The 23,732-nt window shown below is 70.0% G+C and carries 24 protein-coding genes and 2 tRNA genes; 13 read left to right on the forward strand and 13 right to left on the reverse strand.

What is annotated here, in order from left to right; genetic code table 11:
- Positions 1-84 precede the first annotated feature (84 nt).
- Both cobF and ACQPXS_RS39415 read right to left on the reverse strand, forming a co-directional pair.
- The gene (gene cobF / locus ACQPXS_RS39410; protein ID WP_433454276.1) at positions 85-858 is read right to left on the reverse strand and encodes a precorrin-6A synthase (deacetylating); all 774 of its coding nucleotides are present in this window, start codon (positions 856-858) and stop codon (positions 85-87) included.
- Positions 859-900: 42 nt separating this feature from the next.
- Positions 901-1,413, reverse strand: a complete 513-nt coding sequence (locus ACQPXS_RS39415) for a DUF309 domain-containing protein (protein ID WP_433454278.1) — start codon at positions 1,411-1,413, stop codon at positions 901-903.
- A 105-nt stretch (positions 1,414-1,518) separates the two neighbouring features.
- Here ACQPXS_RS39415 and ACQPXS_RS39420 point away from each other — a divergent pair.
- Positions 1,519-1,592 (forward strand) — tRNA-Pro (locus ACQPXS_RS39420).
- A gap of 190 nt (positions 1,593-1,782) precedes the next feature.
- On the opposite strand, the gene ACQPXS_RS39425 is transcribed toward ACQPXS_RS39420, so the two are convergent.
- The 5 genes from ACQPXS_RS39425 to ACQPXS_RS39445 all read right to left on the reverse strand — a co-directional run bounded on the left by ACQPXS_RS39425 (position 1,783) and on the right by ACQPXS_RS39445 (position 8,086).
- Entirely contained in the window at positions 1,783-3,795 is a 2,013-nt protein-coding gene (locus ACQPXS_RS39425; RefSeq protein ID WP_433454280.1) for a beta-galactosidase, read from the reverse strand.
- Positions 3,796-3,821: 26 nt separating this feature from the next.
- Complete coding sequence (locus tag ACQPXS_RS39430) at positions 3,822-4,709, reverse strand: carbohydrate ABC transporter permease (RefSeq protein ID WP_351808060.1); 888 nt, start codon at positions 4,707-4,709, stop codon at positions 3,822-3,824.
- Complete coding sequence (locus tag ACQPXS_RS39435) at positions 4,706-5,686, reverse strand: carbohydrate ABC transporter permease (protein WP_399180684.1); 981 nt, start codon at positions 5,684-5,686, stop codon at positions 4,706-4,708. Before ACQPXS_RS39435 ends, ACQPXS_RS39430 begins: the two co-directional genes overlap by 4 nt.
- 8 nt (positions 5,687-5,694) lie before the next feature.
- Positions 5,695-7,005, reverse strand: coding sequence for an ABC transporter substrate-binding protein (locus ACQPXS_RS39440; protein WP_390684630.1), 1,311 nt, complete (start codon positions 7,003-7,005; stop codon positions 5,695-5,697).
- A 289-nt stretch (positions 7,006-7,294) separates the two neighbouring features.
- A complete protein-coding gene (locus ACQPXS_RS39445) occupies positions 7,295-8,086 on the reverse strand; it encodes a GntR family transcriptional regulator (protein ID WP_433454282.1) in 792 nt (263 codons plus the stop codon).
- Positions 8,087-8,264: 178 nt separating this feature from the next.
- Between ACQPXS_RS39445 and ACQPXS_RS39450 the strand changes: the two genes are divergently transcribed.
- The 5 genes from ACQPXS_RS39450 (at position 8,265) to ACQPXS_RS39470 (ending at position 12,524) form a co-directional block, all read left to right on the forward strand.
- Entirely contained in the window at positions 8,265-9,284 is a 1,020-nt protein-coding gene (locus ACQPXS_RS39450; RefSeq protein ID WP_356311236.1) for a sugar ABC transporter substrate-binding protein, read from the forward strand.
- Positions 9,284-10,360, forward strand: coding sequence for an ABC transporter permease (locus ACQPXS_RS39455; RefSeq protein WP_365322720.1), 1,077 nt, complete (start codon positions 9,284-9,286; stop codon positions 10,358-10,360). Before ACQPXS_RS39450 ends, ACQPXS_RS39455 begins: the two co-directional genes overlap by 1 nt.
- A gap of 5 nt (positions 10,361-10,365) precedes the next feature.
- Positions 10,366-11,271: an ATP-binding cassette domain-containing protein gene (locus ACQPXS_RS39460; protein WP_433454284.1), complete on the forward strand. Its 906-nt coding sequence runs from the start codon at positions 10,366-10,368 to the stop codon at positions 11,269-11,271.
- A gap of 2 nt (positions 11,272-11,273) precedes the next feature.
- Positions 11,274-12,182: a sugar phosphate isomerase/epimerase family protein gene (locus ACQPXS_RS39465; RefSeq protein ID WP_433454286.1), complete on the forward strand. Its 909-nt coding sequence runs from the start codon at positions 11,274-11,276 to the stop codon at positions 12,180-12,182.
- 147 nt (positions 12,183-12,329) lie between these two features.
- A complete protein-coding gene (locus ACQPXS_RS39470) occupies positions 12,330-12,524 on the forward strand; it encodes a hypothetical protein (protein ID WP_351808067.1) in 195 nt (64 codons plus the stop codon).
- Positions 12,525-12,570: 46 nt separating this feature from the next.
- Here the strand turns inward: ACQPXS_RS39470 and ACQPXS_RS39475 are convergent, their stop codons facing one another.
- The 3 genes from ACQPXS_RS39475 to ACQPXS_RS39485 form a co-directional block, all read right to left on the reverse strand.
- A complete protein-coding gene (locus ACQPXS_RS39475) occupies positions 12,571-13,575 on the reverse strand; it encodes a Gfo/Idh/MocA family protein (RefSeq protein ID WP_433454288.1) in 1,005 nt (334 codons plus the stop codon).
- A gap of 71 nt (positions 13,576-13,646) precedes the next feature.
- Entirely contained in the window at positions 13,647-14,435 is a 789-nt protein-coding gene (locus ACQPXS_RS39480; protein WP_433454289.1) for an SDR family oxidoreductase, read from the reverse strand.
- An 18-nt stretch (positions 14,436-14,453) separates the two neighbouring features.
- Positions 14,454-15,620: a phytanoyl-CoA dioxygenase family protein gene (locus ACQPXS_RS39485; RefSeq protein ID WP_433456166.1), complete on the reverse strand. Its 1,167-nt coding sequence runs from the start codon at positions 15,618-15,620 to the stop codon at positions 14,454-14,456.
- Positions 15,621-15,829: 209 nt separating this feature from the next.
- Between ACQPXS_RS39485 and ACQPXS_RS39490 the strand changes: the two genes are divergently transcribed.
- On the forward strand, positions 15,830-16,861 hold the full coding sequence (locus ACQPXS_RS39490; RefSeq protein WP_356316273.1) for a LacI family DNA-binding transcriptional regulator: 1,032 nt from the start codon (positions 15,830-15,832) through the stop codon (positions 16,859-16,861).
- Between the two features lie 14 nt (positions 16,862-16,875).
- Entirely contained in the window at positions 16,876-17,463 is a 588-nt protein-coding gene (locus tag ACQPXS_RS39495) for a poly-gamma-glutamate hydrolase family protein (protein WP_433454291.1), read from the forward strand.
- A 55-nt stretch (positions 17,464-17,518) separates the two neighbouring features.
- On the opposite strand, the gene ACQPXS_RS39500 is transcribed toward ACQPXS_RS39495, so the two are convergent.
- Entirely contained in the window at positions 17,519-17,863 is a 345-nt protein-coding gene (locus tag ACQPXS_RS39500) for a cupin domain-containing protein (RefSeq protein WP_433454293.1), read from the reverse strand.
- Between the two features lie 130 nt (positions 17,864-17,993).
- Between ACQPXS_RS39500 and ACQPXS_RS39505 the strand changes: the two genes are divergently transcribed.
- Complete coding sequence (locus tag ACQPXS_RS39505; protein ID WP_433454295.1) at positions 17,994-18,509, forward strand: hypothetical protein; 516 nt, start codon at positions 17,994-17,996, stop codon at positions 18,507-18,509.
- A 57-nt stretch (positions 18,510-18,566) separates the two neighbouring features.
- Here the strand turns inward: ACQPXS_RS39505 and ACQPXS_RS39510 are convergent, their stop codons facing one another.
- Positions 18,567-19,145 carry a TetR/AcrR family transcriptional regulator gene (locus ACQPXS_RS39510; protein ID WP_351808074.1) on the reverse strand — a complete coding sequence of 193 codons (579 nt, stop codon included), beginning with the start codon at positions 19,143-19,145 and terminating at the stop codon, positions 18,567-18,569.
- Between the two features lie 194 nt (positions 19,146-19,339).
- Here ACQPXS_RS39510 and ACQPXS_RS39515 point away from each other — a divergent pair, with 194 nt between their 5' ends.
- The gene (locus ACQPXS_RS39515; RefSeq protein ID WP_433454297.1) at positions 19,340-20,767 is read left to right on the forward strand and encodes an MFS transporter; all 1,428 of its coding nucleotides are present in this window, start codon (positions 19,340-19,342) and stop codon (positions 20,765-20,767) included.
- 45 nt (positions 20,768-20,812) lie between these two features.
- Positions 20,813-20,889 (forward strand) — tRNA-Pro (locus tag ACQPXS_RS39520).
- 96 nt (positions 20,890-20,985) lie between these two features.
- On the opposite strand, the gene ACQPXS_RS39525 is transcribed toward ACQPXS_RS39520, so the two are convergent.
- A complete protein-coding gene (locus ACQPXS_RS39525; RefSeq protein ID WP_433454299.1) occupies positions 20,986-21,897 on the reverse strand; it encodes an MBL fold metallo-hydrolase in 912 nt (303 codons plus the stop codon).
- Between the two features lie 293 nt (positions 21,898-22,190).
- Between ACQPXS_RS39525 and ACQPXS_RS39530 the strand changes: the two genes are divergently transcribed.
- A complete protein-coding gene (locus ACQPXS_RS39530) occupies positions 22,191-22,982 on the forward strand; it encodes an AfsR/SARP family transcriptional regulator (protein ID WP_433454301.1) in 792 nt (263 codons plus the stop codon).
- A 153-nt stretch (positions 22,983-23,135) separates the two neighbouring features.
- Positions 23,136-23,717, forward strand: a complete 582-nt coding sequence (locus tag ACQPXS_RS39535) for an NADPH-dependent FMN reductase (RefSeq protein WP_433454302.1) — start codon at positions 23,136-23,138, stop codon at positions 23,715-23,717.
- Positions 23,718-23,732: the final 15 nt, after the last annotated feature.

Below are 23,732 nucleotides of genomic sequence, written 5' to 3' on the forward strand. Positions count from 1 at the left end.
GCCCGAGTATGACCGGCACCCAGTGCCCGGCTCACCCGGTTTTCGGCCTCATACGACCGCGTCCCCGTCCGGGGGCCGGCGCAGCTACTGATCGCCGGGGTTTCTGCGCAGCAGATACGTGTCCATGATCCAGCCCTTGCGCTCGCGCGCCTCCGCCCGCACCCGCTCGATGCGTGGACCGGCCTCGGCGATCGGACCGGCGACGAGGAGCTCGTCCGGGGTGCCGATGTACGCGCCCCAGTAGATGTCGATGTCCTCCTCGGCGTACTGCCGGAAGACCTGGTGCGCGTCCAGCATCACGACCACGTCGTCCACGCCCTCCGGGAACCCCTCGGCCAGCCGCCGCCCGGTGGTGATCTGCACCGGGCGGGCCACCCGGTTCAGGCCCCTGCGGTGCCGGGCGACCAGGGCGGAGACACTGCTGATGCCGGGTATGACGTCGTAGTCGAACGCGACCGCGCCACGCTCCAGCACCTCCTGCAGAATCCCGAGCGTGCTGTCGTACAGCGCCGGATCGCCCCACACCAGGAAGGCGCCGGTGCCGTCCTCGCCCAGCTCCTCGGCGATCAGCCGCTCGTAGATACTGGCGCGGGCGCTGCGCCAGTCCTCCACCGCCGGGGAGTACGCAGACCCGCCCGCCTTCCGGTCCCGCTCCGGATCACGGGCCTCCACCACCCGGTACGACCCCTCGGGCAGATGCGCGTCCAGCATGTCCCGGCGGAGCTGGGTGAGATCGCCCTTCACCTCGCCCTTGTCGAGCAGGAAGAACACGTCCGTGCTCCGCAGCGCCTTGACCGCCTGCAGGGTCAGCTGGTCGGGGTCGCCCGCGCCGATACCGATGACATGAATCTTTCGCACGCCCCGAGTCTGCCGCATGCCACTGACAGCGGGTGCACCGCGTCAGGACCGGAGCCGGGGCGCCTCGTCCGCCGCGTCCACGGGCCCGTCCCCGTCCCCGCTCTCCACCCGCCCCGCCAGCTCCCGCGCCCACCGCGCGAGGCCGGCGAGATCGATGCCGTACGGCCGGTCCTCGCCCCGCTCCGTCTCCCAGTCCCCGAGCGCCCCCGCGCCCCGCCGCAGCAGCCGTGCCCCGCCGACGGCGTTCCCGCGCGCCGCGTGCGTGAGGCCCACCGCCAGCTGGGCCAGCCCCCGCCACAGCGCGCGCTCCTCCTCGGGCCCCGACTTCCAGGCGTCCTCGAACACCTCGTGCGCATGGAACGGCTTCCCGGCATCCAGCAGCGCCTGCGCCTCGGCGACCGTCTCCTGCGGCCGCCGGACGACACCCTCCGGCTGCCGGGGGACCCCCTCCGTGCCGTAGGGCAGCGGCCGGCCGAGCCCGTCCCGGGGCCGCGCGTTGCGTGCCCGCCCCTCCGGGTCCCGGTCCCTGGCATCCGATGCGCCCGCGTTCGTCATACAACCGATTGTCCCCGGCTCACCCCGGGGCCTCTTCGGCCCACCCCCGAAGGTGGGGTAAAGTGCTGTCCGCACGATCACGCGGGTCACCGCGAGTGAGCGCATCGGGACGTGGCGCAGCTTGGTAGCGCACTTGACTGGGGGTCAAGGGGTCGCAGGTTCAAATCCTGTCGTCCCGACACGAAGCCTGCTTCGTAGTCGCAGGTCAGAGCCCTGTTTCGCATCAGCGAGACAGGGCTCTCGATTGTTTCCGGATGCCCGCTGCCCCGATGGATTTCGCAGGGCCCGCCAGGGGGTGCGGCTCGATCGGCTCATCGCCTCGCCGACCACCTGGCGGTCCTGCTCATGGAAGCGGAGTCCCGCTGAAGGTCACCGCGGTTCGCGTACGACCGCCACATCGCCCGGCGCGACCGTGACCGTGCCTGCGGTCTCCTTGCCGGTCAGCAGCTCCGACGAGCCAGGAGCCACGGGCAGTTCGGCGCCCTGCCCGGCGTGGTCGATGACGAACAGGTAGTCCGCCTCCGGGCCGCGCCGGCGGACCACCTCCACGCCGGGCGGGGCCGTGCGCACCGGCTCCACGCCCGCCTCGACCCGGACGCGGTCCAGCAGCGCGGTCAGGGTGGCCGGGTCCGGGAGCGTGGCCAGGTACCAGGCGGCGCCCGTGCCGTGCGGGCGGCGGGTCACCGCGGGGACGCCGGCCAGGGGGCCGTCCGCGTACGACGCGACCGCCTCGGCGCCCTCCAGCCGCAGCCGCTCCGACCACAGCGAGCCCGCGGCGCCGTCCGGCACCGCACCGGAGAGCGCGACCTGCTCACCGGGCAGCAGCGGAAACGGTTCGTCCGAGCGGACGCCGAGCACCTCGCGGAACGCGCCCGGGTAACCGCCCAGCCGCACATGGCTGTTCTCGTCCACGGCCCCGCTGTGGAAGCCCACGGCGAGGGTGCCGCCACGCTCGGCGAACGACGACAGGTTCGCCGCTCCCTCGTCGTCGACCAGGTAGAGGTTCGGGACCAGCACCAGGCGGTAGGCGGACAGGTCGGCCCCCGGCCGTACGAAGTCCGCCGCCACGCCCGACCGCCACAGCGGCTCGTACCAGGCCCGGACCAGGTCCGCGTAGCGCAGCTCGCCGCTGGGCTGCGAGGGCAGTTCCAGCGCCCAGCGGGCGTCCCAGTCCCAGACGATCGCCACCTCGGCGGGCGAGGTGCTGCCGCGCACTTCCGCCAACGCCCGCAGGTCCGCGCCCAGCCGGACCACGTCCCGCCAGATCCGGCTGTCGGTGCCGGCGTGCGGCACCATCGCCGAGTGCCACTGCTCCGCACCCGCCTTCGACTGCCGCCACTGGAAGTACGCGATGCCGTCCGCGCCGCGTGCCACGTGCGCGAAGGCGTTGCGGCGCAACTCACCCGGTTTCTTCGCCCGGTTGACCGGCTGCCAGTTCACCGCGCCGGTGGAGTGCTCCATCAGCAGCCACGGGCCGCCCGCCAGGGAGCGGGTCAGGTCGCCGCTGAGCGCGATGTCGATCTGCGACTCGGGGTCCGTGGACATCAGGTAGTGGTCGTTGGAGACGATGTCGAGCTCCGGCGCCCAGCGCCAGTAGTCGAGCGCGTCGAAGTTGAACATCACCATGAAGTTGGTGGTGGCCGGGATCGACGGTGCCGCCGCCCGCAGCACGTCCCGCTCCGCCGTGCACAGCGACAGCAGTTCCTCGGAGCAGAACCGGCGCCAGTCCAGCTGGTGGGTCGGGTTGGGTACGGCGCCGGTGGCGCGCGGCGGCAGGATCTCCTCCCAGTCGTAGTACCACTGGCTCCAGAACCGCGTCCCCCAGGCGTCGTTGAGCGCCGCCAGGTCGTCGCCGTAGCGGGCCCGCAGCCAGCGCCGGAAGGATGCCGCGCTGGTGTCGCAGTAGCAGGCCGCGTTGTGGCAGCCGTACTCGTTGTGCACGTGCCACATGCGCAACGAGGGGTGGTCCGCGTACCGCTCGGCGAGCGCGCCCGCGATGCGCAGCGCGGCCTCGCGGTAGGCGGGCGAGGACGGGCAGAAGGTCTGCCGGCTGCCGTAGGAGAGGGCGCGGCCGTCGCGGTCGACCGGCAGCGCCTCCGGGTGGGCGCGGAAGAACCACGCCGGAGGCGCCGCCGTGGGCGTGGCCAGGTCGGCGCCGATGCCGTTCTCGTGCAGCAGGTCGAGGACCTTGTCCAGACGCGAGAAGTCGTACACGCCCTCGGCCGGCTCCAGCAGCGCCCAGGAGAAGATGCCGACGCTGACCAGGTTCACCCCGGCCTCGCGCATCAGGCGCATGTCCTCGGCCCACACCTCCTCGGGCCACTGCTCGGGGTTGTAGTCGCCGCCGTAGGCGAGGCCGGGGACGGACAGGGTGCGCTTCACGTCGTTCTCTTTCACGTGCGGGCGTCTCAGCCCTTGTTGGAGCCCAGGGTCAGGCCGCTGACGAACTGACGCTGGAGCGCGAAGTACACGACCAGGGTCGGGATCGCTGTCAGCAGGGAGCCCGCGGCCACCAGGTTGGGGTCGGTGAAGTACTGGCCCGAGAGGTTGTTCAGGGCCGAGGTGATCGGCATGTTCTGGCCCGTCGAGATCAGCACCAGCGCCCAGAAGAAGTCGTTGTAGATCCAGATCGACAACAGGGTCGCCAGGGCCGCCATCGCCGGCTTGCACAGCGGCAGGGTGATCTGCCAGTACAGCCGCCACACCGAGGCGCCGTCGACCAGCGCGGCCTCCGTCAGCTCGTGCGGCAGCGAGCGCATGTAGTTGCTCAGCACGAACGCGCAGAACCCGGACTGGAACGCCACATGGATGAGGACCAGGCCGAGGGCGGAGTCGTACAGCTTGCCGCTGGCCGTGATGCCCGGCAGGTTCGTCAGCAGGTACAGCCGGTACAGCGGGGTGATGATGACCTGCTGCGGGAGCAGGTTGCCGGCCGTGAACACCAGCAGCAGGGCCAGATTGAGCCGGAAGTCGAACCGGGCGACGTAGAACGCCACGCAAGAGGACAGGAACAGTGTCAGCAGCACGGCCGGGATCGCGATGACCAGCGTGTTGCCGAAGTAGTGCAGCATGTCCGACTGCTGGAAGGCGTTCGTGAAGTTCTCGAACGTCAGCTTGTCCGGCCAGGAGACATAGCCCTTGGCGCTGGTCTCGCTGTACGGCCGCATGGCCGAGAAGATCGCCCACAGCAGCGGCGCCAGCCATGCCAGCGCCGTGCCGGCGAGGAAGACGTGCAGCAGGACCCGGGCCGGGCGGATCGGGGCGCGCCGCTTCAGCGGCAGAGTGGTGCTGCTCATGCGCGCCGCTCCTTCCGGAAGGTGGCGATCAGATACGGGATGATCACCGCAAGGGAGATCACCAGCAGGACGACGGCGATGGCGGAGCCGTATCCGATGCGGCTGGACTCGCCGATGATGTTGTTGGTGACCAGGATCGACAGCAACTCGGTGCCCTGGGCGCCCTTGTTGAAGACGAAGACCAGGTCGAAGGCGCGCAGTGCCTCGATGATCGTGACGACCAGCACGACGGTGTTGGTCGGGCGCAGGGTCGGGAAGATGACGCTCTTGAACGTCTGCCACTCGTTGGCGCCGTCCAGCGCGGAGGCCTCCCTGAGCGACGGGTCGACGCTCTTCAGGCCGGCCAGGTACAGGATCATCATGTAGCCGGTGTGCCGCCAGGAGGCGGCGATGAGGACCGCCCACAGGTTCAGGTGCGGGTCGCCGATCCAGTCGATGTAGTGGCCGGGCTTGTTGGCCCCGATGATGCTGTTGATCAGGCCGGTGTCCGGGTTGTAGACCAGCTGCCAGACGAAGCCGATGCAGGCCATCGAGATGACGACCGGCAGGAAGAACGCGGTCTGGTAGACCCGGCTGAAACGGATCCGCTTGTCCAGCTGCACGGCCAGGAACAGGCCGAACGGCGTCGGGATCAGGATCAGGACGACGAACCAGATGATGTTGTGCTGGACGGCGGGCCAGAACTGCGGGTTGTCGTTGAAGAGTTGCTTGAAGTTGTCCAGGCCCACCCACTTGATCGAGTCGAACCCGATGCCGTCCCAGGTGGTGAAGGCGAGGAAGATCGAGGCGATGGCCGTGACCCACACCAGGAGCACGTGCAGGATCGTCGGCACGCCCGCCATCAGGGCGAGCGTGAACCGGTCACGGCGGGTCAGCAGACGGCGGTGGCCGTGCGTGGCCCGCGTACGCGCGGGCGAGGCGCCCGAAGGCGGCACGGCGGCCGCCTCCGGGCTCTTCGTGGTCGTATCGGTCGTCATCGGGCCGCTCACTGGGACGCGAAGATCGTCTTCTTCTGGCGCTCGATGGACGACAGCAGGCTGTCCACGCCCTTGGGGTTCTGCAGGAACTTCTGCAGGCCGGGCTGCATCACCGTGGAGGTGAAGTCGGGCCGGGAGTCGCGGTCCATGAACTGGGTGAGCGTCTTGGCGTTGCTGATCATGTCGAACGCCTTCTTCTGCAGCGCCGAGTAGGCGGAGGTGCTCGCCTTGCTGGAGGCGGCCACCACGCTCGGGTCGGTCTTGAGGTACGTCTCCTCGGCCGCCGGGGTGCCCAGGTACTCCAGCAGCTTCACGACGCCGTCGTGGTTCTTCGGGGACTTGCTCACCATGAAGCCGTCGGTCGGCGCCTCGACGGTGTCCTGGCCGTACGCGGAGTTGATGACCGGGAAGGGGAAGAAGTCGAGGTCGTCCAGGTCGGCCTTGTTGGTGAACTGCTGGGCCACGAAGGAGCCGAGGAGGTACATGCCGGCCCTCTTGGACACCAGCGACTGCGCGGCGTCCTGCCAGGTACGGCCCATGAAGCCGTCCTGGTGGTAGGGGAGAATCTCGCTCCAGTGGTCGAAGACGGCCTTCACCTTGGCGTCGGTCCAGGAGGCCTTGCCCGCCATCAGCTGGACGTGGAAGTCGTAGCCGTTGAGGCGGAAGTTGATCTGGTCGAAGGTGCCCATCGCCGGCCAGGCGTCCTTGTCGCCGAAGGCGATCGGGACCAGCCCGTCCTTCTTCATCTGCTTGCACAGGGCGACGAGGTCGTCCCAGGTGGCGGGGACCTTGTAGCCGTGCTGCTGGAAGACGCTCTTGCGGTAGAAGATCGCCCAGGGGTACGTCGTCAGCGGCACGAAGTAGTACTTGCCGTCCTCGCCCTTGCTGAGCTTCTTCATCGCGTCCGGGAAGTTGTCCCCGATCTTGGCCCACACGTCGTCGATCGGCGAGGCCAGACCCTTCGCCGCGAAGAACTGCATGCGGTACCCGGCGAACCAGTTGAACACGTCGTCCGGCGTGCCCTGCAGATACGAGTTGATCTGCTCCTGGAAGGTGTTGTGGTCCTTGGTGTTCACATCGACCGTGATGCCGGACTGCTTCTTGAAGTCGGCGTAGACGGCTTCGAAGGCCTTCTTCGGCACGGCGTCCGAGGCGTTGGAGCCGAGGGTGACGGTCTTCGGGTCCGAGGCGGAGCTACTGCCTCCGCAGGCGGACAGCAGGGGTATGCCGGCACCGGCGAGCACGGCGGCACTGCCGGCACCGCGCAGAACCGAACGACGGCTGGGACCCGGGACGGAGAGACCGGGGGAGAGGCGCATGGCGGCTCCTGAGGAATACAGGGCTCGGTCAAGGGGATGAGTTGATCGCCGAAAGGTCTTCGAAACCGATCAGAAACCAACTCGACCGAACATCGTGGGCGTAATAACAGCCCCATGTCCGCTCATGAGTCAATAGGTCGGCCCCTCCTGGGCTGTCTCTTGCCCGAAACGTAATCGTCATCGTTACCTGCGTGTTCACCGGGGCGTAGAGCCGACAGCCCCCACGGCACGGGCGGCCGTGGGGGCTGTGTGAACACGAGTGGTTCCGCTTCGGGTGCTGACCAGCGCTTCAGCCGCGGACCAGCAGTTGGAAGTCGAAGGCGTACCGCGACGCCCGGTACACATGGCTGCCGTACTCCACCGGGCGGCCCGTGACGTCGTACGCGGTGCGCCGCATGGTGAGCAGGGCCGCACCCTCCTTCTCGTCCAGCAGGGCGCCCTCCTCGGCCGTCGCGCTGCGGGCGCCGATGGACTGGCGGGCGCTGTGCAGGACTATTCCGGCGGATCGCATCATCCGGTACAGACCCGTCGACTCCAGTCGCTGCGTGGGGAGTTCGAGGAGTGAGGCGGGCAGGAAGTTGCACAGGAACGCCACCGGTTGGCCGTGGGTGCTGCGCAGCCGCTCCAGTACGGTGACCTCGGCGCCCTCCGCGATCCCGAGGGCGGCGGCCACCTCCGCGCTCGCCGGGACCCGTTCGTTGCGCAGTACCCGGGTGGTCGGGCCCTGGCCGGCCGACTCCAGGTCGTCGTAGAGGCTGCTGAGCTCCAGTGGCCGTCTGACCTTGCTGTGCACGACCTGAGTGCCAACTCCGCGGCGGCGCACCAGCAGTCCCTTGTCGACCAGGGACTGGATCGCTTGGCGCACGGTGGGCCGGGACAGCCCGAGGCGCACGGACAGGTCGACCTCGTTGCCCAGGAGGTTGCCCGGGACCAGCGTGCCGTGTTCGATGGCCGCCTCCAACTGCTGGGCGAGCTGGTAGTACAGCGGCACCGGGCTCGTGCGGTCCAGGGCGAAGCTGAGGGCGTCGACCGCGCGATCGCCCGGTGCCGTTCGCTGCGGGGTGCGGTGTACTGGGCTCATGCCTCTCAGGTGTAGGTCCCGGAAGCCGCGAGTGTCAATGGTTTGTACTTACATTCGAACCTGCTTGTGAAATGATGTCTTAACAAAGTATTGACAGCAGGCGTCCCAGGGACTTGGATCGCGTCCCAACGCAACAGCGTCCCTTCCCCCGTCGCACGCACAGTGAGGTGCAGGAAAGATGGACCGATCTTCCCCCTCCCGCTCCCGGAGACTGGCCCCGGTCGTGGCGGTCGCCGCCGCGGCGGCCCTGACCCTCGCCGGCTGCGCCAGCAGCCACGGCGGCAAGAAGGCCGAGGAGGCGGCGCAGAACGCCTCGGCGGGCAAGGCCAACACCCCGCGCATGACCGTCGCACTGGTCACGCACCAGGCGCCCGGCGACACCTTCTGGGACACCGTACGCAAGGGCGCCGAGGCCGCGGCCGCCAAGGACAACGTCAAGCTCGTCTACTCCGCCGACCCCAACGCCGGCAACCAGGCGAACCTGGTGCAGAACGCGATCGACCAGAAGGTCGACGGCATCGCGGTCACCCTGGCCAAGCCGGACGCGATGAAGAGCGTCATCGGCAAGGCGGAGCAGTCCGGCATACCCGTGGTGGGTCTGAACTCGGGTCTGAGCGACTGGAGGAAGCTCGGGCTGCTGGAGTTCTTCGGGCAGGACGAGAGCGTGGCGGGCGAGGCGTTCGGCGACAAGCTGAACACCACCGGCGCCAAGAAGGTCGTCTGTGTGATCCAGGAGCAGGGCAACGTGGGCCTCACCCAGCGCTGCGACGGGGTGAAGAAGACGTTCAAGGGCACCACTGAGACGCTGTACGTGAACGGCACCGACATGCCGTCGGTGAAGTCGACCATCACCGCCAAGCTCAAGCAGGACAGCTCCATCGACACGGTCGTCACCCTCGGCGCCCCCTTCGCCCTCACGGCGGTGCAGTCGGTGGGCGACGCGGGCAGCAAGGCCAAGGTGGCCACCTTCGACCTGAACAAAGACCTGGTGAAGGCCGTCCAGAACGGCTCGATCGAGTTCGCCGTCGACCAGCAGCCCTATCTGCAGGGCTACCTGGCGGTCGACGCGCTGTGGCTCTACAAGAACAACGGCAACTACAGCGGCGGCGGGGTCCAGCCGGTCCTGACCGGACCGGCCTTCGTCGACAAGTCCAACGTCGACAAGGTCGCCGAGTTCGCCGCGAAGGGGACCCGGTGATGAGCATGGCCCAGCAGGCTGAACCGGCCCTCGGCAGGCCGCCGGCGTCCGGTCCCGGGCAGAGCGACGGCCGCACCGCGCGCCGCCCGCTGGCGCTGCGGCTGCTGGCCCGCCCCGAGGTGGGCGTCTTCCTAGGCGCCGCCGCCGTACTGGTCTTCTTCCTGATCGTCGCGCCCACGGTCCGCCAGGGCAGCTCGATGGCGACGATCCTGTACCAGTCCTCGACCATCGGGATCATGGCCCTGCCGGTCGCCCTGCTGATGATCGGCGGCGAGTTCGACCTCTCCGCCGGCGTCGCCGTGATCACCTCCGCGCTGACCGCGAGCATGCTCAGCTACCAGCTGACCCTGAACGTGTGGACCGGCGTCATCGTCGCCCTGGTCGTCTCGCTCGCGATCGGGTTCTTCAACGGCTGGATGGTGGTCAGGACCGGTCTGCCCAGCTTCCTGATCACGCTGGGCACCTTCCTGATCCTGCAGGGCGTGAACCTGGCGGTGACCAAGCTGGTCACCGGCAACGTGGCCACCGACGACATCAGCGACATGGACGGCTTCGACCAGGCCAGGAAGGTCTTCGCGTCGTCGTTCGACGTCGGCGGGGTGCAGGTGAAGATCACGGTGGTGTGGTGGCTGGTGTTCGCCGCGATCGCCACCTGGGTGCTGCTGCGCACGAAGTACGGCAACTGGGTCTTCGCGGTCGGCGGCAACAAGGACTCCGCCCGGGCCGTCGGTGTCCCGGTGACCTTCACCAAGATCTCGCTGTTCATGCTGGTCGGCTTCGGCGCCTGGTTCATCGGCATGCACCAGCTGTTCTCCTTCAACACCGTGCAGTCCGGCGAGGGCGTGGGCCAGGAGCTGATCTACATCGCGGCGGCGGTGATCGGCGGCTGTCTGCTCACCGGCGGCGCGGGTTCGGCGATCGGCCCGGTCTTCGGGGCGTTCATGTTCGGCATGGTCAACCAGGGCATCGTCTACGCCGGCTGGAACCCCGACTGGTTCAAGGCCTTCCTGGGCGTGATGCTGCTCGGCGCCGTCCTGATCAATCTGTGGGTCCAGCGCACCGCGACCCGGAGGTGAAAGCGATGACCGACGACAAGACCCACGGCAGTGTGGTGGCGGACGCACCGCCCGCCGAGGACGGCCCTCTGGTCGAACTGCGCAGGGCCGGCAAGTCCTACGGCAATATCCGCGCCCTGCACGGCGTGGACCTGAAGGTGCACGCCGGCCGGGTGACGTGCGTGCTGGGCGACAACGGCGCCGGCAAGTCCACCCTCATCAAGATCGTCTCCGGGTTGCACCAGCACACCGAGGGCGAGTTCCTCGTCGACGGGCGCCCGGTGCGCTTCGCCAGCCCGCGCGAGGCCCTCGACCGCGGCATTGCGGCGGTCTACCAGGACCTGGCCACGGTGCCGCTGATGCCGGTGTGGCGCAACTTCTTCCTCGGCTCGGAGATGACCCGCGGGCCGTGGCCGCTGCGCCGGCTGGACATCGCGGCGATGAAGAAGACCGCGGACGAGGAACTGCGCCGCATGGGCATCGTCCTGGACGATCTGGAACAGCCCATCGGCACCCTCTCCGGCGGCCAGCGCCAGTGCGTGGCCATCGCCCGCGCCGTCCACTTCGGCGCCCGCGTGCTGATCCTGGACGAGCCCACGGCCGCCCTGGGCGTGAAGCAGTCCGGCGTGGTGCTGAAGTACATCGCCGCCGCCCGCGACCGCGGCCTGGGCGTCATCTTCATCACCCACAACCCCCACCACGCCTACATGGTCGGCGACCACTTCAGCGTGCTGCGCCTGGGCACCCTGGAGCTGTCCGCCTCCCGGGCCGAGGTCGGCCTGGAGGAGCTGACCAACCACATGGCCGGCGGTGCCGAACTCGCCGCCCTCAAACACGAACTGGCCCAGGTACGCGGCGTCGACACCGACGAACTGCCCGAAGAGGACGACCTCACCGCACCCGTCGCGCCCTCTGCGGAAGGAACCCCCTGACCATGGCCACCCCCACCCCGCTGGACCGCATCCGGGTCGGCTCGGCCCCCGATTCCTGGGGAGTCTGGTTCCCCGACGACCCACGGCAGGTGCCCTGGGAACGCTTCCTGGACGAGGTGTCCGAGGCCGGCTACGAGTGGATCGAACTCGGCCCCTACGGCTACCTCCCCACCGATCCCGCGCGGCTCAGGGACGAGGTGGCCCGGCGGAACCTGAAGGTCTCCGCGGGGACGGTCTTCACCGGCATGCACCGCGGCCCGTCCGTCTGGGCGGAGACCTGGGAGCATGTCAGCCAGGTCGCCGCGCTCACCCAGGCGATGGGCGCGCGGCACCTGGTGGTCATCCCGTCCTTCTGGCGGGACGACAAGACCGCCGAGATCCTGGAGCCGCCGGAGCTGACCGCCGAGCAGTGGGCGCACCTGACCAAGGGCATGGAGCGGCTCGGCCACGAGGTCAAGGAGACGTACGGCCTGGACATCGTGGTCCACCCGCACGCCGACACCCACATCGACACCGAGGACCACGTCGAACGCTTCCTGGACTCCACCGACACCGAGCTGGTCAACCTCTGCCTGGACACCGGGCACTACGCCTACTGCGGCGGGGACAGCGTCAAGCTCATCGAGACCTACGGCGAGCGCATCGGCTACCTCCACCTCAAGCAGGTCGACCCGGACGTCCTCGCCGAGGTGATCGCCGGCGGGGTGCCGTTCGGGCCGGCGGTGCAGCGTGGGGTGATGTGCGAACCGCCTTCCGGCGTGCCGGAGTTGGGGCCTGTGCTGGAGGCCGCGCAGGGGCTGGGGGTGGAACTGTTCGCGATCGTCGAGCAGGACATGTATCCCTGCGAGCCGGACAAGCCCCTGCCGATCGCGGTACGGACGCGGCGGTTCCTGCGGTCCTGCGGGGCCTGAGCCGCAACCTTGTGAACCGGGCTTCCCGTCGGGGGCCCGGTTCCTGCGTAACGGCAAGGGATTCGGCCCGAATCCGGCCGGGAACAACCGGGGGCACGCGGCCGTTGTCGGGACGACGGGGGATGCCCGCGCAGACGGGAGGACGAGATGACGAAGGCCAGTGAAGCCCGGGAGACCGCGCAGGACACCACCGACGCGGCGGTGCTCCGCCGCACCCGCTTCGGCTCGCTGCCCGAGCGGATACGCCCGGAGGACACGGTCGAGACCAAGCCGGCCACGGTGCCGGACCCGGCGCGGGACACCTACAACCCGGACGAGTGGCTGATCCGCTACTGCGGCTGAGACACGGATACGGCGCCGGGCGCATGCCCGGCGCCGTCCGGTTGCCTCACGCCTGCCGCACCTCGGCGATGGTCACCGGCCGGTGCTCGTGCAGCGAGAGGGTGCAGGCCTCCGCGATCCAGCCCGCCTCCAGGGCGTCCTCGACGGTGCAGGGGGAGGGGCGGGTGCCGGCCACGACCTCGGTGAACGCGGTGAGTTCGGCGCGGTAGGCGTCGGTGAACCGGTCCATGAAGAAGTCGTGCGGGGTGCCGGACGGGAAGGTCACGCCCGGTTCGACCGAGCGCAGCGGGAGCTTGTCGTCCAGGCCGACGGCGATGGAGTCGGCGAAGCCGTGGAGCTCCATGCGCACGTCGTAACCCCGGGCGTTGTGGCGGGAGTTGGAGACCACCGCGATGGTGCCGTCGTCCAGGGTGAGGATCGCGCCGGTGGTGTCGGCGTCGCCCGCCGCCGCGATGTAGTCGGCGCCCCCGTTGCCGCCGACCGCGTACACCTCGGTGACCTCGCGGCCCGTCACCCAGCGGATGATGTCGAAGTCGTGTACGGAACAGTCCCGGAAGATGCCACCCGACGCGGCGATGTACGCGGCCGGCGGCGGCGCCGGGTCCAGGGTCGTGGAGCGGACCGTGTGCAGCTTGCCCAGCTCGCCCGCCTGTACGGCGGCGCGCGCGGCGGTGAAGCCCGCGTCGAAGCGGCGGTTGTAGCCGATCTGGATCGGCACGTCGCTGTCGCGCACGGCCTTCAGCACCTCGACGCCCTCCCTCATCGTCTTCGCGACGGGCTTTTCGCAGAAGACCGGGACCCCGGCCTCGACGCCGGCCAGGATCAGGGCGGGGTGGGCGTCGGTCGCGGCGGCCACCACGATGCCGTCCACGCCCGCGGCCAGCAGCGCCTCCGGCGAGTCCACGACCTCGGCGTCGAACCGCTCGGCGGCGGCCTTGGCGGCGTCCGCGAACGGGTCGGTGACGACGAGCGACTCGACGGCGTCGAGTCCGGACAGGGTCTCGGCGTGGAAGGCGCCGATGCGGCCGAGGCCGAGGATTCCGATGCGCATGGGGATGACGCTCCTTGCGGTTCTTACGGGGACGAGCGGAGAGGAAGGTCGAGACGGGCGGAGGGGGAGGTTCAGTCGAGACCGCCGAGGACGTTCTGGTCCCAGTCGATCACCGACCCCGTCACCACCCCCGACCGGTCGGACAGCAGGAAGACCACGAAGTCGGCGATCTCCTCCGGTTGGCCCAGCTTGCCCATCGGCAGCTTCGCCGCGGCCTGCTCGCGCCAGTCGTCGCCGGCGTCGTGGAAGGCGCGCTGGGTGGCGTCCTCGCCCTCCGTCGCCGTCCAGCCGATGTTCAGGCCGTTGATCCGGATCCGGTCCCAGCGGTGGGCGTGCGCCGCGTTGCGGGTCAGACCGGCAAGGCCCGCCTTGGCGGCGACGTACGGCGCGAGGAACGGCTGACCGCCGTGCGCCGACGAGGTGATGATGTTGACGATCGTGCCGGGCGCCTTGCGGGCCACCATGTCGGCGACCGCCGCCTGCATCGCGAAGAACGGCCCCTTGAGGTTGATCGCGATGTGCGCGTCGAACAGCTCCGGGGTCGTGTCCAGCAGCGTGCCCCGGGAGGTCAGCCCGGCGGAGTTCACCAGGCAGTCGATGCGGCCGTAGGCGTCCACCACCTCGGCGACGGCCGCCTTGGCCTGCTCGGCGTCCGCCAGATCGGCGCGCACGAACATCGCCTTGGCCCCGGCCGAGGCCAGCTCGGCGACCAGCGCCTCGCCCGGCTGCGCACGGCGGCCGGTGACCGCCACGACGGCGCCCTCCCGGGCGGCCGCCCGCGCGATCGCGGCACCGACCCCCTGGCTGCCGCCGTTGACCAGGACGATCCTCTCCCGGAGGAGTCCGTCGGGAAGTCCCATGATCTGCCCCGCCCTTCCTCAGCTCTCTCGCCGTTCGGCAGCACTCCGCAGCTCCGCACGCAGCCGCTCCGGGGCCCACCCCTCGCGCACCGCCCGCCGCAGCAGGTCCGCCTGCGCCGGCGGGGCCAGACCGTCGACCGGCGGGTCGCTGTCCAGGTTGGTCGGGAAGGGATAGCCCTCGGCGCTCGCCGCGATCACGTTCTCCAGCCACGCCTCGCCGGCACCCTCGGCCGCCCGCCGCAGCAGCACCGGGAACACCGCGTTCGCCACCGCCTCCCGGTCCACCGTCTCCATCGCGCGCCCGAAGGCCGAGGACACCTGGAGCAGATTGGCCGTGCGCCGCACGTCCGCCGTGCGATTGGTGCCGGCGGCGTGGAAGAGCGCCGGGTTGAAGAAGGCCGCGTCGCCCTTGGCGAGCGGGAGCTGTACGTGGTGCGCCTCGAAGTGCGCCCGGAACGCGGGGAGCCGCCAGGCCAGATAGCCCGGCTCGTACCGCTGCGAGTACGGCAGATAGAGCGTCGGGCCCGATTCCACCGGCATGTCGCAGTGGGCGACCGCGCCCTGGAGGGTGAGCACCGGGGAGAGCCGGTGCACATGGGCCGGATAGGCGGCCGCGGCCGCGTTGCTCAGGAAGCCGAGGTGGTAGTCCCGGTGCGCGGTCTGCCCCGCACCGCCCGGGTTGACCACGTTGACCTGCGAGGTCACCTGGTAGCCGGGCCCCAGCCAGGCCGAGCAGACCAGGGCCAGGACGTCGTTCGCGTAGTAGTCGGCGAACGCCTGAGGGTCGTCCAGGGCCGTCTTCTCCAGCGCGTTCCACACGCGGTCGTTGGCACCCGGCTGCGCGAAGTGGTCGCCGGCGGTGGCCCCGGAGGCCCGCTGCTCGGCGATCAGCGCCTCGAACACGGCCGTGACCCGGTCGACGACCGCCGGGTCGGGGTAGGCACCCTGGACGACGACGATGCCGGGGCCGTCGGCGAGCGCCCGCACCAGCTCGGCGCGCAGCTCGTCCCGGTCCTCGGTGGCGCGCAGCCGCTCACCCTCGTACACCAGGACGTTCTCCGCCACCGAGGCGGCGTGCGGGTAGTCCGCGAGGCGGGTCGTCCGGTCGATCAGGGCGCGGAAGGCGTCCAGGTCGCAGTCCTGCTCGGACAGCCAGGCGCGCCCTGGCGCGGAGGCGACGGACATCGGTGTCCTCTCGGTCATGGCCTTGCGGCTCGGTCCTGGCCCGGCGGCCCCGGGCCGACGATCACGGCCCTTCGATCACGGCCCCTCGATCACGGCCCTTCGATCACGGCTTTCGGTCACGGCGACGACGCGGCCCTGTCATTCTTGTCATGACAAACCCCTCGAACAACCAGCAGCCAGCCATCAAAAACCCCTCAAGGAGTCGGCCCATGGGTCACCCCTTCCCGATCCGGGAGATCGCACGTCAGGCGGGTCTGAGCGAGGCCACGGTGGACCGTGTGCTCAACGGCAGGGGAGGGGTGCGCGAGAGCACCGCGCAGGAGGTGCACCGGGCCATCGCCGACCTCGACCGGCAGCGCACCCAGGTGCGGCTGGTCGGCCGCACCTTCATGGTCGACATCGTGGTGCAGGCGCCGGAACGGTTCAGCACCGCCGTACGGGCCGCGCTGGAGGCCGAACTGCCCTCCCTGCACCCGGCCGTGGTGCGCTCACGCTTCCACTTCCGGGAGACCGGCCCGGCCGCCGAGCAGGTCAGGACGCTGGACCGGATCGCCCGGCGCGGCTCCCAGGGCGTGATCCTCAAGGCGCCGGACGTCCCCGAGGTCACCGCCGCCGTGGGTCGGCTCACCGCGGCCGGCATACCGGTCGTCACCCTGGTCACCGACCTGCCCGCCAGCGGCCGGATCGGCTATGTCGGCAGCGACAACCGGGCCGCCGGCGCCACCGCCGCCTATCTGACGGGCCAGTGGCTCGGCGACCGGCCCGGCCATGTCCTCACCAGTCTGAGCAGCGGCTTCTTCCGCAACGAGGAGGAGCGCGAGATGGGGTTCCGGAGCGTGATGCGGGCCCGGCATCCCGAACGCACCCTGGTGGAGATCGCCGAGGGACAGGGCCTGGACGCCACCCAGTACGACCTGGTCCGCGCCGCCCTGGAGCGCGACCCGGAGATCCGGGCCGTGTACTCCATCGGCGGCGGCAACGACGCCACCCTGCGCGCCTTCGCCGACCTCGGCCGCGCCTGCGCGGTGTTCATCGCCCACGACCTCGACCACGACAACACCCGGCTGCTGCGCGAGCACAAGCTGTCCGCCGTGCTCCACCACGACCTGCGCCAGGACATGCGGGAGGCCTGCCACCTCGTGATGCGGGCGCACGGCGCGCTGCCCCCGGCCGGCCCGGCGCTGCCGTCCGCGATCCAGGTCGTCACGCCGTACAACATGCCCGCGCCGACGGCCGAGTGAAGGGGGCGATCCGGTTGACCCGCACCGAGCACGTGGAGATCGAGGGCACACCCATGGTCGCGACCCTCGTGCCGGGCAGCGCGATCGGGCTGCTGGCCCTGCACGGCAGCAACGAAGGGGGTACGGCCGAACTCGCGGACCTGGTGGCCCGCCGCTGCGGCGCCACCAGCCTCGTCTTCACCCAGCCGGGAGTACGGCGGCCCGTGCACGTCCCGTCCGCGCGCATGGCGGCCGACCACTGCGCACTCCTGCGGGAGTTCCTGGAGCGGGTCCTCGTCACGGTCTCCCTGCACGGCCACATGCGCCCCGACGCACCGCACACGATCTTCCTGGGCGGCGGCAACCGGGCCGCGGCCCACGTCCTCGCCGAGGCGCTCGCCGCCGGGGTCCCGCGGTTCCCGGTCGTCACCGACCTGGCGGCGATCCCGCCCGCCCTGCGCGGCGTGCATCCCAGGAACCCGGTCAATCTCAGCCGCCTGGGCGGGGTCCAGGTGGAACTGCCGCTGACGGCCCGCACGAGCGGGAGCACCGACGTCCCGCCGGGGCCGGTGACCGACGCGCTGACGGCGGGCGTGAAGGAGCTGAGCAGATCAGCGCCCTGAGCTGCCGCGCCCCACAGGGGCGCGGGAAACTGCGCCAGCCCGACCGCGCGCGGTCTCACAGGTTGATCGCGTAAGCCTTGCGCAGCGTCTCGTGCACGGTCCACGTCGTACGGTCGCCCGCGCGCAGCACCGCCATGTCGCCCGGGCCCACCGACAGCGTCGGCCCGTCCTGGACCTCGATCGTCGCCGAACCGCTGATCACGACGAACAGTTCGTCCGCCTCCGTGTCGGTGACCACCCCCGGCGTGATCTGCCAGATCCCGCGGATCTGCCGGCCGTCCGGCGACTCCCAGACCACCTTCCCGGTGACCTCGGGGTCGCCGGAGACGATCTGTTCCGGGTCGAGGGGCTCGGGTTCGAGGTCGGCGTCCGGGATGTGGAGCGCGAAGCTGTGCGTCATGCGGCGAGCCTAGCCAGCGCCCGTGCGGTGCCGTAGTCGACAGTGTGTGGGGTATCGGGGCTGCTGGGAGGACGGTTCGTCGGTCCGTGCGGACTGGCGGAGCGGCGTGGCACGGGTGATCGTGGGAGGCATGGCTGAGTCCCCGTCGGCCGGCCCGGCACCGCCCCGGCAGCACGGCACCCGCGAGGCCGTCCTGTTCGGCGGCGTGTACGGCGCCGTCCTCGCCAGCGCGATGGTGGCGGCGCTCACCCGGTACGGGCACACGTCGGCGAAGGTCCGTGGCTATGACGCCGCCTGGGTGCTGGTGACCGCGCTGGCCTCCGCCCTCGCCCACGGCTACGCCCACTGCATCGCCGAGCGCGCCCCGCACCGCCGCTGGGACGTGCTGCGCTCGATGTGGGAGGAGTGGCCGCTGGTGGTGGCCGTGCTGCCCACGGTCTTCCTGCTGGCGGGCGCGTACTGGCGCTGGTGGCCGGCGAAGGGCGTCGAGTACGCGGCGTTCGTGCTCAACATCCTGATCCTGTTCGGCCTCGGCCTCATCACCGCCCGCTGGTCGGCCCGGGGTTGGCCGACGGCGGTCCTCATAGGGGCCGGGGACGCGCTGCTCGGCATGATCGTGGTGGTGGCCAACGCGCTGATCAAGTAGGCGGCGATCCAGGGGCGCCGGCCCGCTGAGCGGCTCGCCGCCGCCGGACCGCCGGTCTCAGCGGCCGGTCCGCACTCCGTCAAGCGCGATGGCGAGCACCCGGTCGCGCTGGGCGTCGTCGTCGAAGGCCGTGGCCGTGATGCCGGCGACCATCCGCAGCAGGTCGACGAAGTCCATGTCCGGCCGGGCCACGCCCGCGCGCTGGGCGCGCTCCAGCAGTGGGCCTCCGGCGGCGTACATCGAGTCGCGGCAGGTCTGGAAGATCTCCGACTCGTCGTTCAGCGCCTCGCGCACCGCGCGCTTGGTGACCATGTAGCCGGCGAACCGGTCCAGCCACGCCGTCAGGGCCTCCCACGGCTGCAGGTCGGCGACGTCCTCGGCCGCCCGGCACAGGGCGTTGACCTCGTCGGCGTAGACGCTCTCGAAGAGGTCTCGGCGGGTGGGGAAGTTCCGGTACAGCGTGCCGATGCCGACGCCCGCCCGGCGGGCGATGTCCTCCAGCGAGGCGTCCGAGCCGTGCTCGGCGAACGCCTCGCGGGCGGCGGCGAGCAGGGCGTCGTAGTTGCGGGCGGCGTCCTTTCGGTGCGGCCGGCGGGCCGCCACGATCTCGCCGATGGGGAACGGCGTGGCCGTCACTGCTGCCTCCCAGGGGAATCGATGAACCGGAGGAATGCATCCGCTTCAGGTTGAACCGGAGGTGTGCCTCCGCTAGAGTGGAGGGGCACCTCCACTTTAGCAGTGCGGGGGCCGACTCCGCCTTGGCAGACGTGCCCGGCAGCACATGCCCCCCTTCTCCCATCCACAGCGCTCCCCCTCGGAGAGGCTCGCTCATGCCCCGCAAGTCCACTCGTCTCACCTTCGCGGTCCTCGCGACCGGTGCAGGCGTGTTCTCCATGCTCCAGTCGCTGATCGCACCGGCCCTGCCGACCGTCCAGCACGCCCTGCACACCTCCCAGTCGACCGCGACCTGGGTGATGACCGCCTATCTGCTGTCCGCCTCGGTCTTCACCCCGATCCTCGGCCGGGTCGGCGACCTCGTCGGCAAGAAGCGCACGCTCGTCGGCGTCCTGCTCGCTGTCCTGGCCGGCTGTCTCGTCGCCGCGCTCGCCCCTAACATCGGTGTCCTCATCGTCGCCCGGGTCGTCCAGGGCGTCGGCGGCGCCTTGTTCCCGCTGTCCTTCGGCATCATCCGCGACGAGTTCGCGCCGGGTGAGGTGAGCGGCAGCATCAGCAACCTCTCCGCGGTCATCGCCGCAGGCGGCGGAGTCGGCATCGTGGCCGCCGGACCGATCGTCTCCGCACTCGACTACCGCTGGCTCTTCTGGATCCCCGTGGCGATCGTCGCCGCGACGGTCCTGATCGCCGTGGCGTACGTCCCCGAGTCGCCCAAGCGGGCCCAGGGGAAAGTCAGTTGGTACGGCGCCACACTGCTCTCCGCATGGCTGGTGGCCCTGCTGCTGCCGCTGAGCCAGGCCGGGCGGTGGGGCTGGGGCTCGCCCAAGGTGCTCGGCCTGTTCGCCGCCGCCGTCGTGCTGTTCGCCCTGTGGCTCACGACCGAGGCCCGCTCCCGCACCCCGCTGATCGACCTGCGCGTGATGCGGCTGCCGGCGGTGTGGACCACCAACGCCGCCGCCCTGCTCTTCGGCGCGGGCATGTACGCCATCTGGTCCTTCCTGCCGGGCTTCGTCCAGACCCCGTCCACGGCCGGCTACGGCTTCGGGGCGAGCGTCACCGCCTCCGGCCTCCTCATGCTCCCGATGCTGCTGGCGATGTTCCTCTCCGGCGTCCTCTCGGGTCGCCTCGAGCCCCGCGTCGGCGCCAAGGCGCTCCTGACCGCGGGTGCCGCCCTCGGCGCGCTGGCCTGCGGCTTCCTCACCCTCTGGCACGACGCCCAGTGGCAGGTCGCCGTCGTGGCCGGGCTGTTCGGCCTCGGCATCGGACTGGCCTTCGCCTCCATGGCCAACCTCATCGTGGGCAGCGTCCCGCCCGAGCAGACCGGCGCCGCGACCGGCATGAACGCCAACATCCGCACCATCGGCGGCTCCATCGGCGCCGCGCTCACCAGCGTCCTCGTCACCGGAAGCCTCCAGCCCTCGGGCCTGCCCTACGCCTCCGGCTACACCCACGGCTGGGCCCTGCTCGCCCTCCTCTGCCTGGCGGCGACCGGCGCCGCCCTCCTCGTCCCGGCCCGCCGCCAGAGCGGTACGACGGCCACCGCCACGTCGGCGGCGACACGAGCACCCGCTCAGGTGCGGTAGGGTTGACCTGCGTGATCACACGGGACGCCCCGGGTGAGACCGCACCGGGACGTGGCGCAGCTTGGTAGCGCACTTGACTGGGGGTCAAGGGGTCGCAGGTTCAAATCCTGTCGTCCCGACCAGGACGGATGTCCATGGTCACCGGCGAAGGCCCGTATCCGCAGAGCGGATACGGGCCTTCGGTGCGCCAAGAGGGCCGCTCCCGCGCTCGGCGGGGGTCAGGCGTGGCACTGCGGAAGGCCGCCGTGCAGGTCCACCATCTCCGCGAACAGCTGGTCCACCCCGGCCGGAGTGTGCCCGGCGTCGTCGCGCAGTTCGTCGTAGGCCCGGTGCAGGTTCGGTGCGAGCCGCTCGCTGTCGAGCAGATCGCCGAACGGCCCCAGGTCCGCCTGCCGCGCGGCCTCCAGCGGGGGCAGTCCCCGGGCGAGGCCGGCCCGGGCGAGTTCGGCCAGCCAGTCCAGATAGCGCTCCGTCGCGTCCAGCAACTCCGGCCCGCCGACCGGGCCGTGCCCCGGTACGACGGTCACCGGGTCCAGCTTCCGCAGGGCCGTCACGGCGGACCGGAGCCCGCGTACGGATCCGGTGAGAACGAACGGAGTCACACCCGACATCACCAGGTCGCCGGCGAACAGCACGCGCTCGCGGGGCAGCCAGACGGCAGTGTCGCAACCGCTGTGGGCGGGGCCGAAGGAATGCAGTTCGGCTTCGTGGGCACCGAGCCGCAGCGTCACCGGTCCGCCGAAGGTCAGCTGCGGCAGCACCACCTCCACGTCGCCCCAGTCGACGTGCGGCCACAGACCGGTGAGATGCAGACCGGTCCGCTCGGCCTCCTTTCGGGTCTCCTCGTGCCCCATCACGAGCGCCTCGGGGAAGACGACGTTCCCGAAGGTGTGGTCGCCGTGCGCATGGGTGCTGACGATCAGCCTCGGCGGAGCGCCGGCGACCTCCAGCGCGTGCGCGCGCAGCAGCCTGGCCCGTGCCACGGTGGCCGCCGTGTCGACGAGCACACAGCCGCCCTCGGAGACGATCAGACCAGCGTTGTTCAGACACCAGCCGCCATCGGGCTGCAGAAAGGCGTGTACTCCCGCGGAAATCGCTTTCAGTTGCGGTTCACCGGTGAAAAGGCGCATGTGCGGGACTCTTGCAGCGGCCGCTCGACTATCGCTCAAAGCCGCTTCTGGAATTGATCATTCCGGCCACCTGATGGATATCCGTGAGAAGGCTGCAAAGTACACGCAATGCGGTGGTAAAATATCCTTTACTCGGGAGGGATGACTTCGTTCCGGAAAATGGGAACGGACAATTCCGGCACGAACCTTGTAGTCTCGCACATGCGACGCGCCGGGCGGCGGGTTTCAATGGAGCACGTGGTCGGGTAGCGTCGGTGGCTGAGTGGGCAGCATGCCGAACGGGGAGATCATAGATGATCGGCGATCGTTTACGGATCAAATTACTCGGACCCCTCGAGATCAACTATCAATCCGAATCAGGGCGAGAGGCGAGCGAATCGCCTTTCCAGGTGACCGCAATCAAACTCCGACAAGTACTGGCGATGCTCGCCGTGAACGCGAACGCGATGGTGAGCACGGAACAGCTCATCGACGAGCTGTGGCCCTATGGCCCGCCGCGCACGGTGAAGACCATCGTGCAGACCTACGTCTACCAGTTGCGCAAGCTCTTCTGCGGCAACTTTCCTGCTGCACAGGAGACGTCCGTCCTGATCACCCGGCCCGGCGGATACCTGCTGGCCGTGCCCCGCGAGAACGTCGACGTCTTCGAATTCCAGGGGCTGGTGGACAGCGGCCGGAACGCTCTGGACCAAGGGCGGGCCGGATGCGCGGCGGGACTCCTGCGGGAAGCCCTGACAGTGTGGCGCGGGCCGTTGCCGGCCGACATCGTTCATGGCCCTTCCTTGAGCGGGCTCTCCGCGTATCTGGAGGAACAGCGGCTGGAGGCCGTGTCCCTGCGCATCGAGGCGGACATGGCGAACAACCGGCACCGGGAAATCGTCGGTGAACTCCGTTCACTGGTGGCCACCCATCATCTGCACGAGCCGTTTCACGTTCGGCTCATGCAGGCATTGCACCGTTCCGGACGGCGCGGTGAGGCACTCACCGTGTATCACCAGCTGCGTCGCATTCTGGACGACGAGCTGGGCCTTGAGCCCTCGTCCGAGGCGCAGAAACTCCACCACGAGATCATTGCCAGTCGATAGCGTCATTTCCCACCGGCGCGCCATCACGGAAATTCCTGGCCATATCCGGGACTCGAGGTCGCCGAGCAGTGCGTCTTGAGCGGCTTTCGAGCCCTTTGGTGACACTGGATAGGCATGACATCCGCTGTTCCACCGACGTCACGGGAAGAGAAGATGGCGAAGGAATTCCGTCTGGCGATGCTGGTGGCCTGCTCGTCATCGAGCCGTACGGGTGCCATGATCGCGGACTGGCTCTGCGAGACGGCATCCGATGTGAGCGGTTTCGATCTGGACCGGATCGACCTCGCGGAGTGGGAACTGCCTCCCGTTCCCACCCTCGCGCCCGCTCCCGACGTCGAGGAGCGCGTGCAGCGACTGCGGGGACGGCTCGATGACGCGGACGCCTTCGTCATCGTCACACCCGAGTACAACCACAGCTTCCCCGCCCTGCTGAAGATCGTCATCGACTGGAACCACAAGCAGTGGCAGGCGAAGCCGGTGACGTTCGTGTCCTACGGCGGACGCTCCGGCGGCATCCGTGCCGCCGAGCAGCTGCGGCAGGTGTTCGCGGAACTCCACGCGGTCTCACTGCGGGACGGAATGAGCTTCCACGGCCCCCGGGACCGCTTCGACGCCGACGGACGGCCCGAGGACGTGGCGGGCACGCGCACCGCGGCCAAGGTGATGCTGAACCAGCTGTCGTGGTGGGCACGCGCGCTGGCGGACGCCCGCCGCAAGAACCCCTACACCCTGTGAACACACAAGAGCCGG

It is taken from the genome of Streptomyces sp. CA-142005 (assembly GCF_050942335.1).
GTDB lineage: Bacteria > Actinomycetota > Actinomycetes > Streptomycetales > Streptomycetaceae > Streptomyces.

Excerpts from the sequence above, each read along its gene's own strand:
- ACQPXS_RS39415 (WP_433454278.1), bottom strand. The coding sequence starts at position 1,413 with ATGACGAACGCGGGCGCATCGGATGCCAGGGACCGGGACCCGGAGGGG.
- ACQPXS_RS39430 (WP_351808060.1), bottom strand. The coding sequence starts at position 4,709 with ATGAGCAGCACCACTCTGCCGCTGAAGCGGCGCGCCCCGATCCGCCCG.
- ACQPXS_RS39435 (WP_399180684.1), bottom strand. The coding sequence starts at position 5,686 with ATGACGACCGATACGACCACGAAGAGCCCGGAGGCGGCCGCCGTGCCG.
- ACQPXS_RS39440 (WP_390684630.1), bottom strand. The coding sequence starts at position 7,005 with ATGCGCCTCTCCCCCGGTCTCTCCGTCCCGGGTCCCAGCCGTCGTTCG.
- ACQPXS_RS39445 (WP_433454282.1), bottom strand. The coding sequence starts at position 8,086 with ATGAGCCCAGTACACCGCACCCCGCAGCGAACGGCACCGGGCGATCGC.
- ACQPXS_RS39450 (WP_356311236.1), top strand. The coding sequence starts at position 8,265 with ATGGACCGATCTTCCCCCTCCCGCTCCCGGAGACTGGCCCCGGTCGTG.
- ACQPXS_RS39455 (WP_365322720.1), top strand. The coding sequence starts at position 9,284 with ATGAGCATGGCCCAGCAGGCTGAACCGGCCCTCGGCAGGCCGCCGGCG.
- ACQPXS_RS39460 (WP_433454284.1), top strand. The coding sequence starts at position 10,366 with ATGACCGACGACAAGACCCACGGCAGTGTGGTGGCGGACGCACCGCCC.
- ACQPXS_RS39465 (WP_433454286.1), top strand. The coding sequence starts at position 11,274 with ATGGCCACCCCCACCCCGCTGGACCGCATCCGGGTCGGCTCGGCCCCC.
- ACQPXS_RS39470 (WP_351808067.1), top strand. The coding sequence starts at position 12,330 with ATGACGAAGGCCAGTGAAGCCCGGGAGACCGCGCAGGACACCACCGAC.
- ACQPXS_RS39475 (WP_433454288.1), bottom strand. The coding sequence starts at position 13,575 with ATGCGCATCGGAATCCTCGGCCTCGGCCGCATCGGCGCCTTCCACGCC.
- ACQPXS_RS39480 (WP_433454289.1), bottom strand. The coding sequence starts at position 14,435 with ATGGGACTTCCCGACGGACTCCTCCGGGAGAGGATCGTCCTGGTCAAC.
- ACQPXS_RS39485 (WP_433456166.1), bottom strand. The coding sequence starts at position 15,620 with ATGTCCGTCGCCTCCGCGCCAGGGCGCGCCTGGCTGTCCGAGCAGGAC.
- ACQPXS_RS39490 (WP_356316273.1), top strand. The coding sequence starts at position 15,830 with ATGGGTCACCCCTTCCCGATCCGGGAGATCGCACGTCAGGCGGGTCTG.
- ACQPXS_RS39500 (WP_433454293.1), bottom strand. The coding sequence starts at position 17,863 with ATGACGCACAGCTTCGCGCTCCACATCCCGGACGCCGACCTCGAACCC.
- ACQPXS_RS39505 (WP_433454295.1), top strand. The coding sequence starts at position 17,994 with ATGGCTGAGTCCCCGTCGGCCGGCCCGGCACCGCCCCGGCAGCACGGC.
- ACQPXS_RS39515 (WP_433454297.1), top strand. The coding sequence starts at position 19,340 with ATGCCCCGCAAGTCCACTCGTCTCACCTTCGCGGTCCTCGCGACCGGT.
- ACQPXS_RS39525 (WP_433454299.1), bottom strand. The coding sequence starts at position 21,897 with ATGCGCCTTTTCACCGGTGAACCGCAACTGAAAGCGATTTCCGCGGGA.
- ACQPXS_RS39530 (WP_433454301.1), top strand. The coding sequence starts at position 22,191 with ATGATCGGCGATCGTTTACGGATCAAATTACTCGGACCCCTCGAGATC.
- ACQPXS_RS39535 (WP_433454302.1), top strand. The coding sequence starts at position 23,136 with ATGGCGAAGGAATTCCGTCTGGCGATGCTGGTGGCCTGCTCGTCATCG.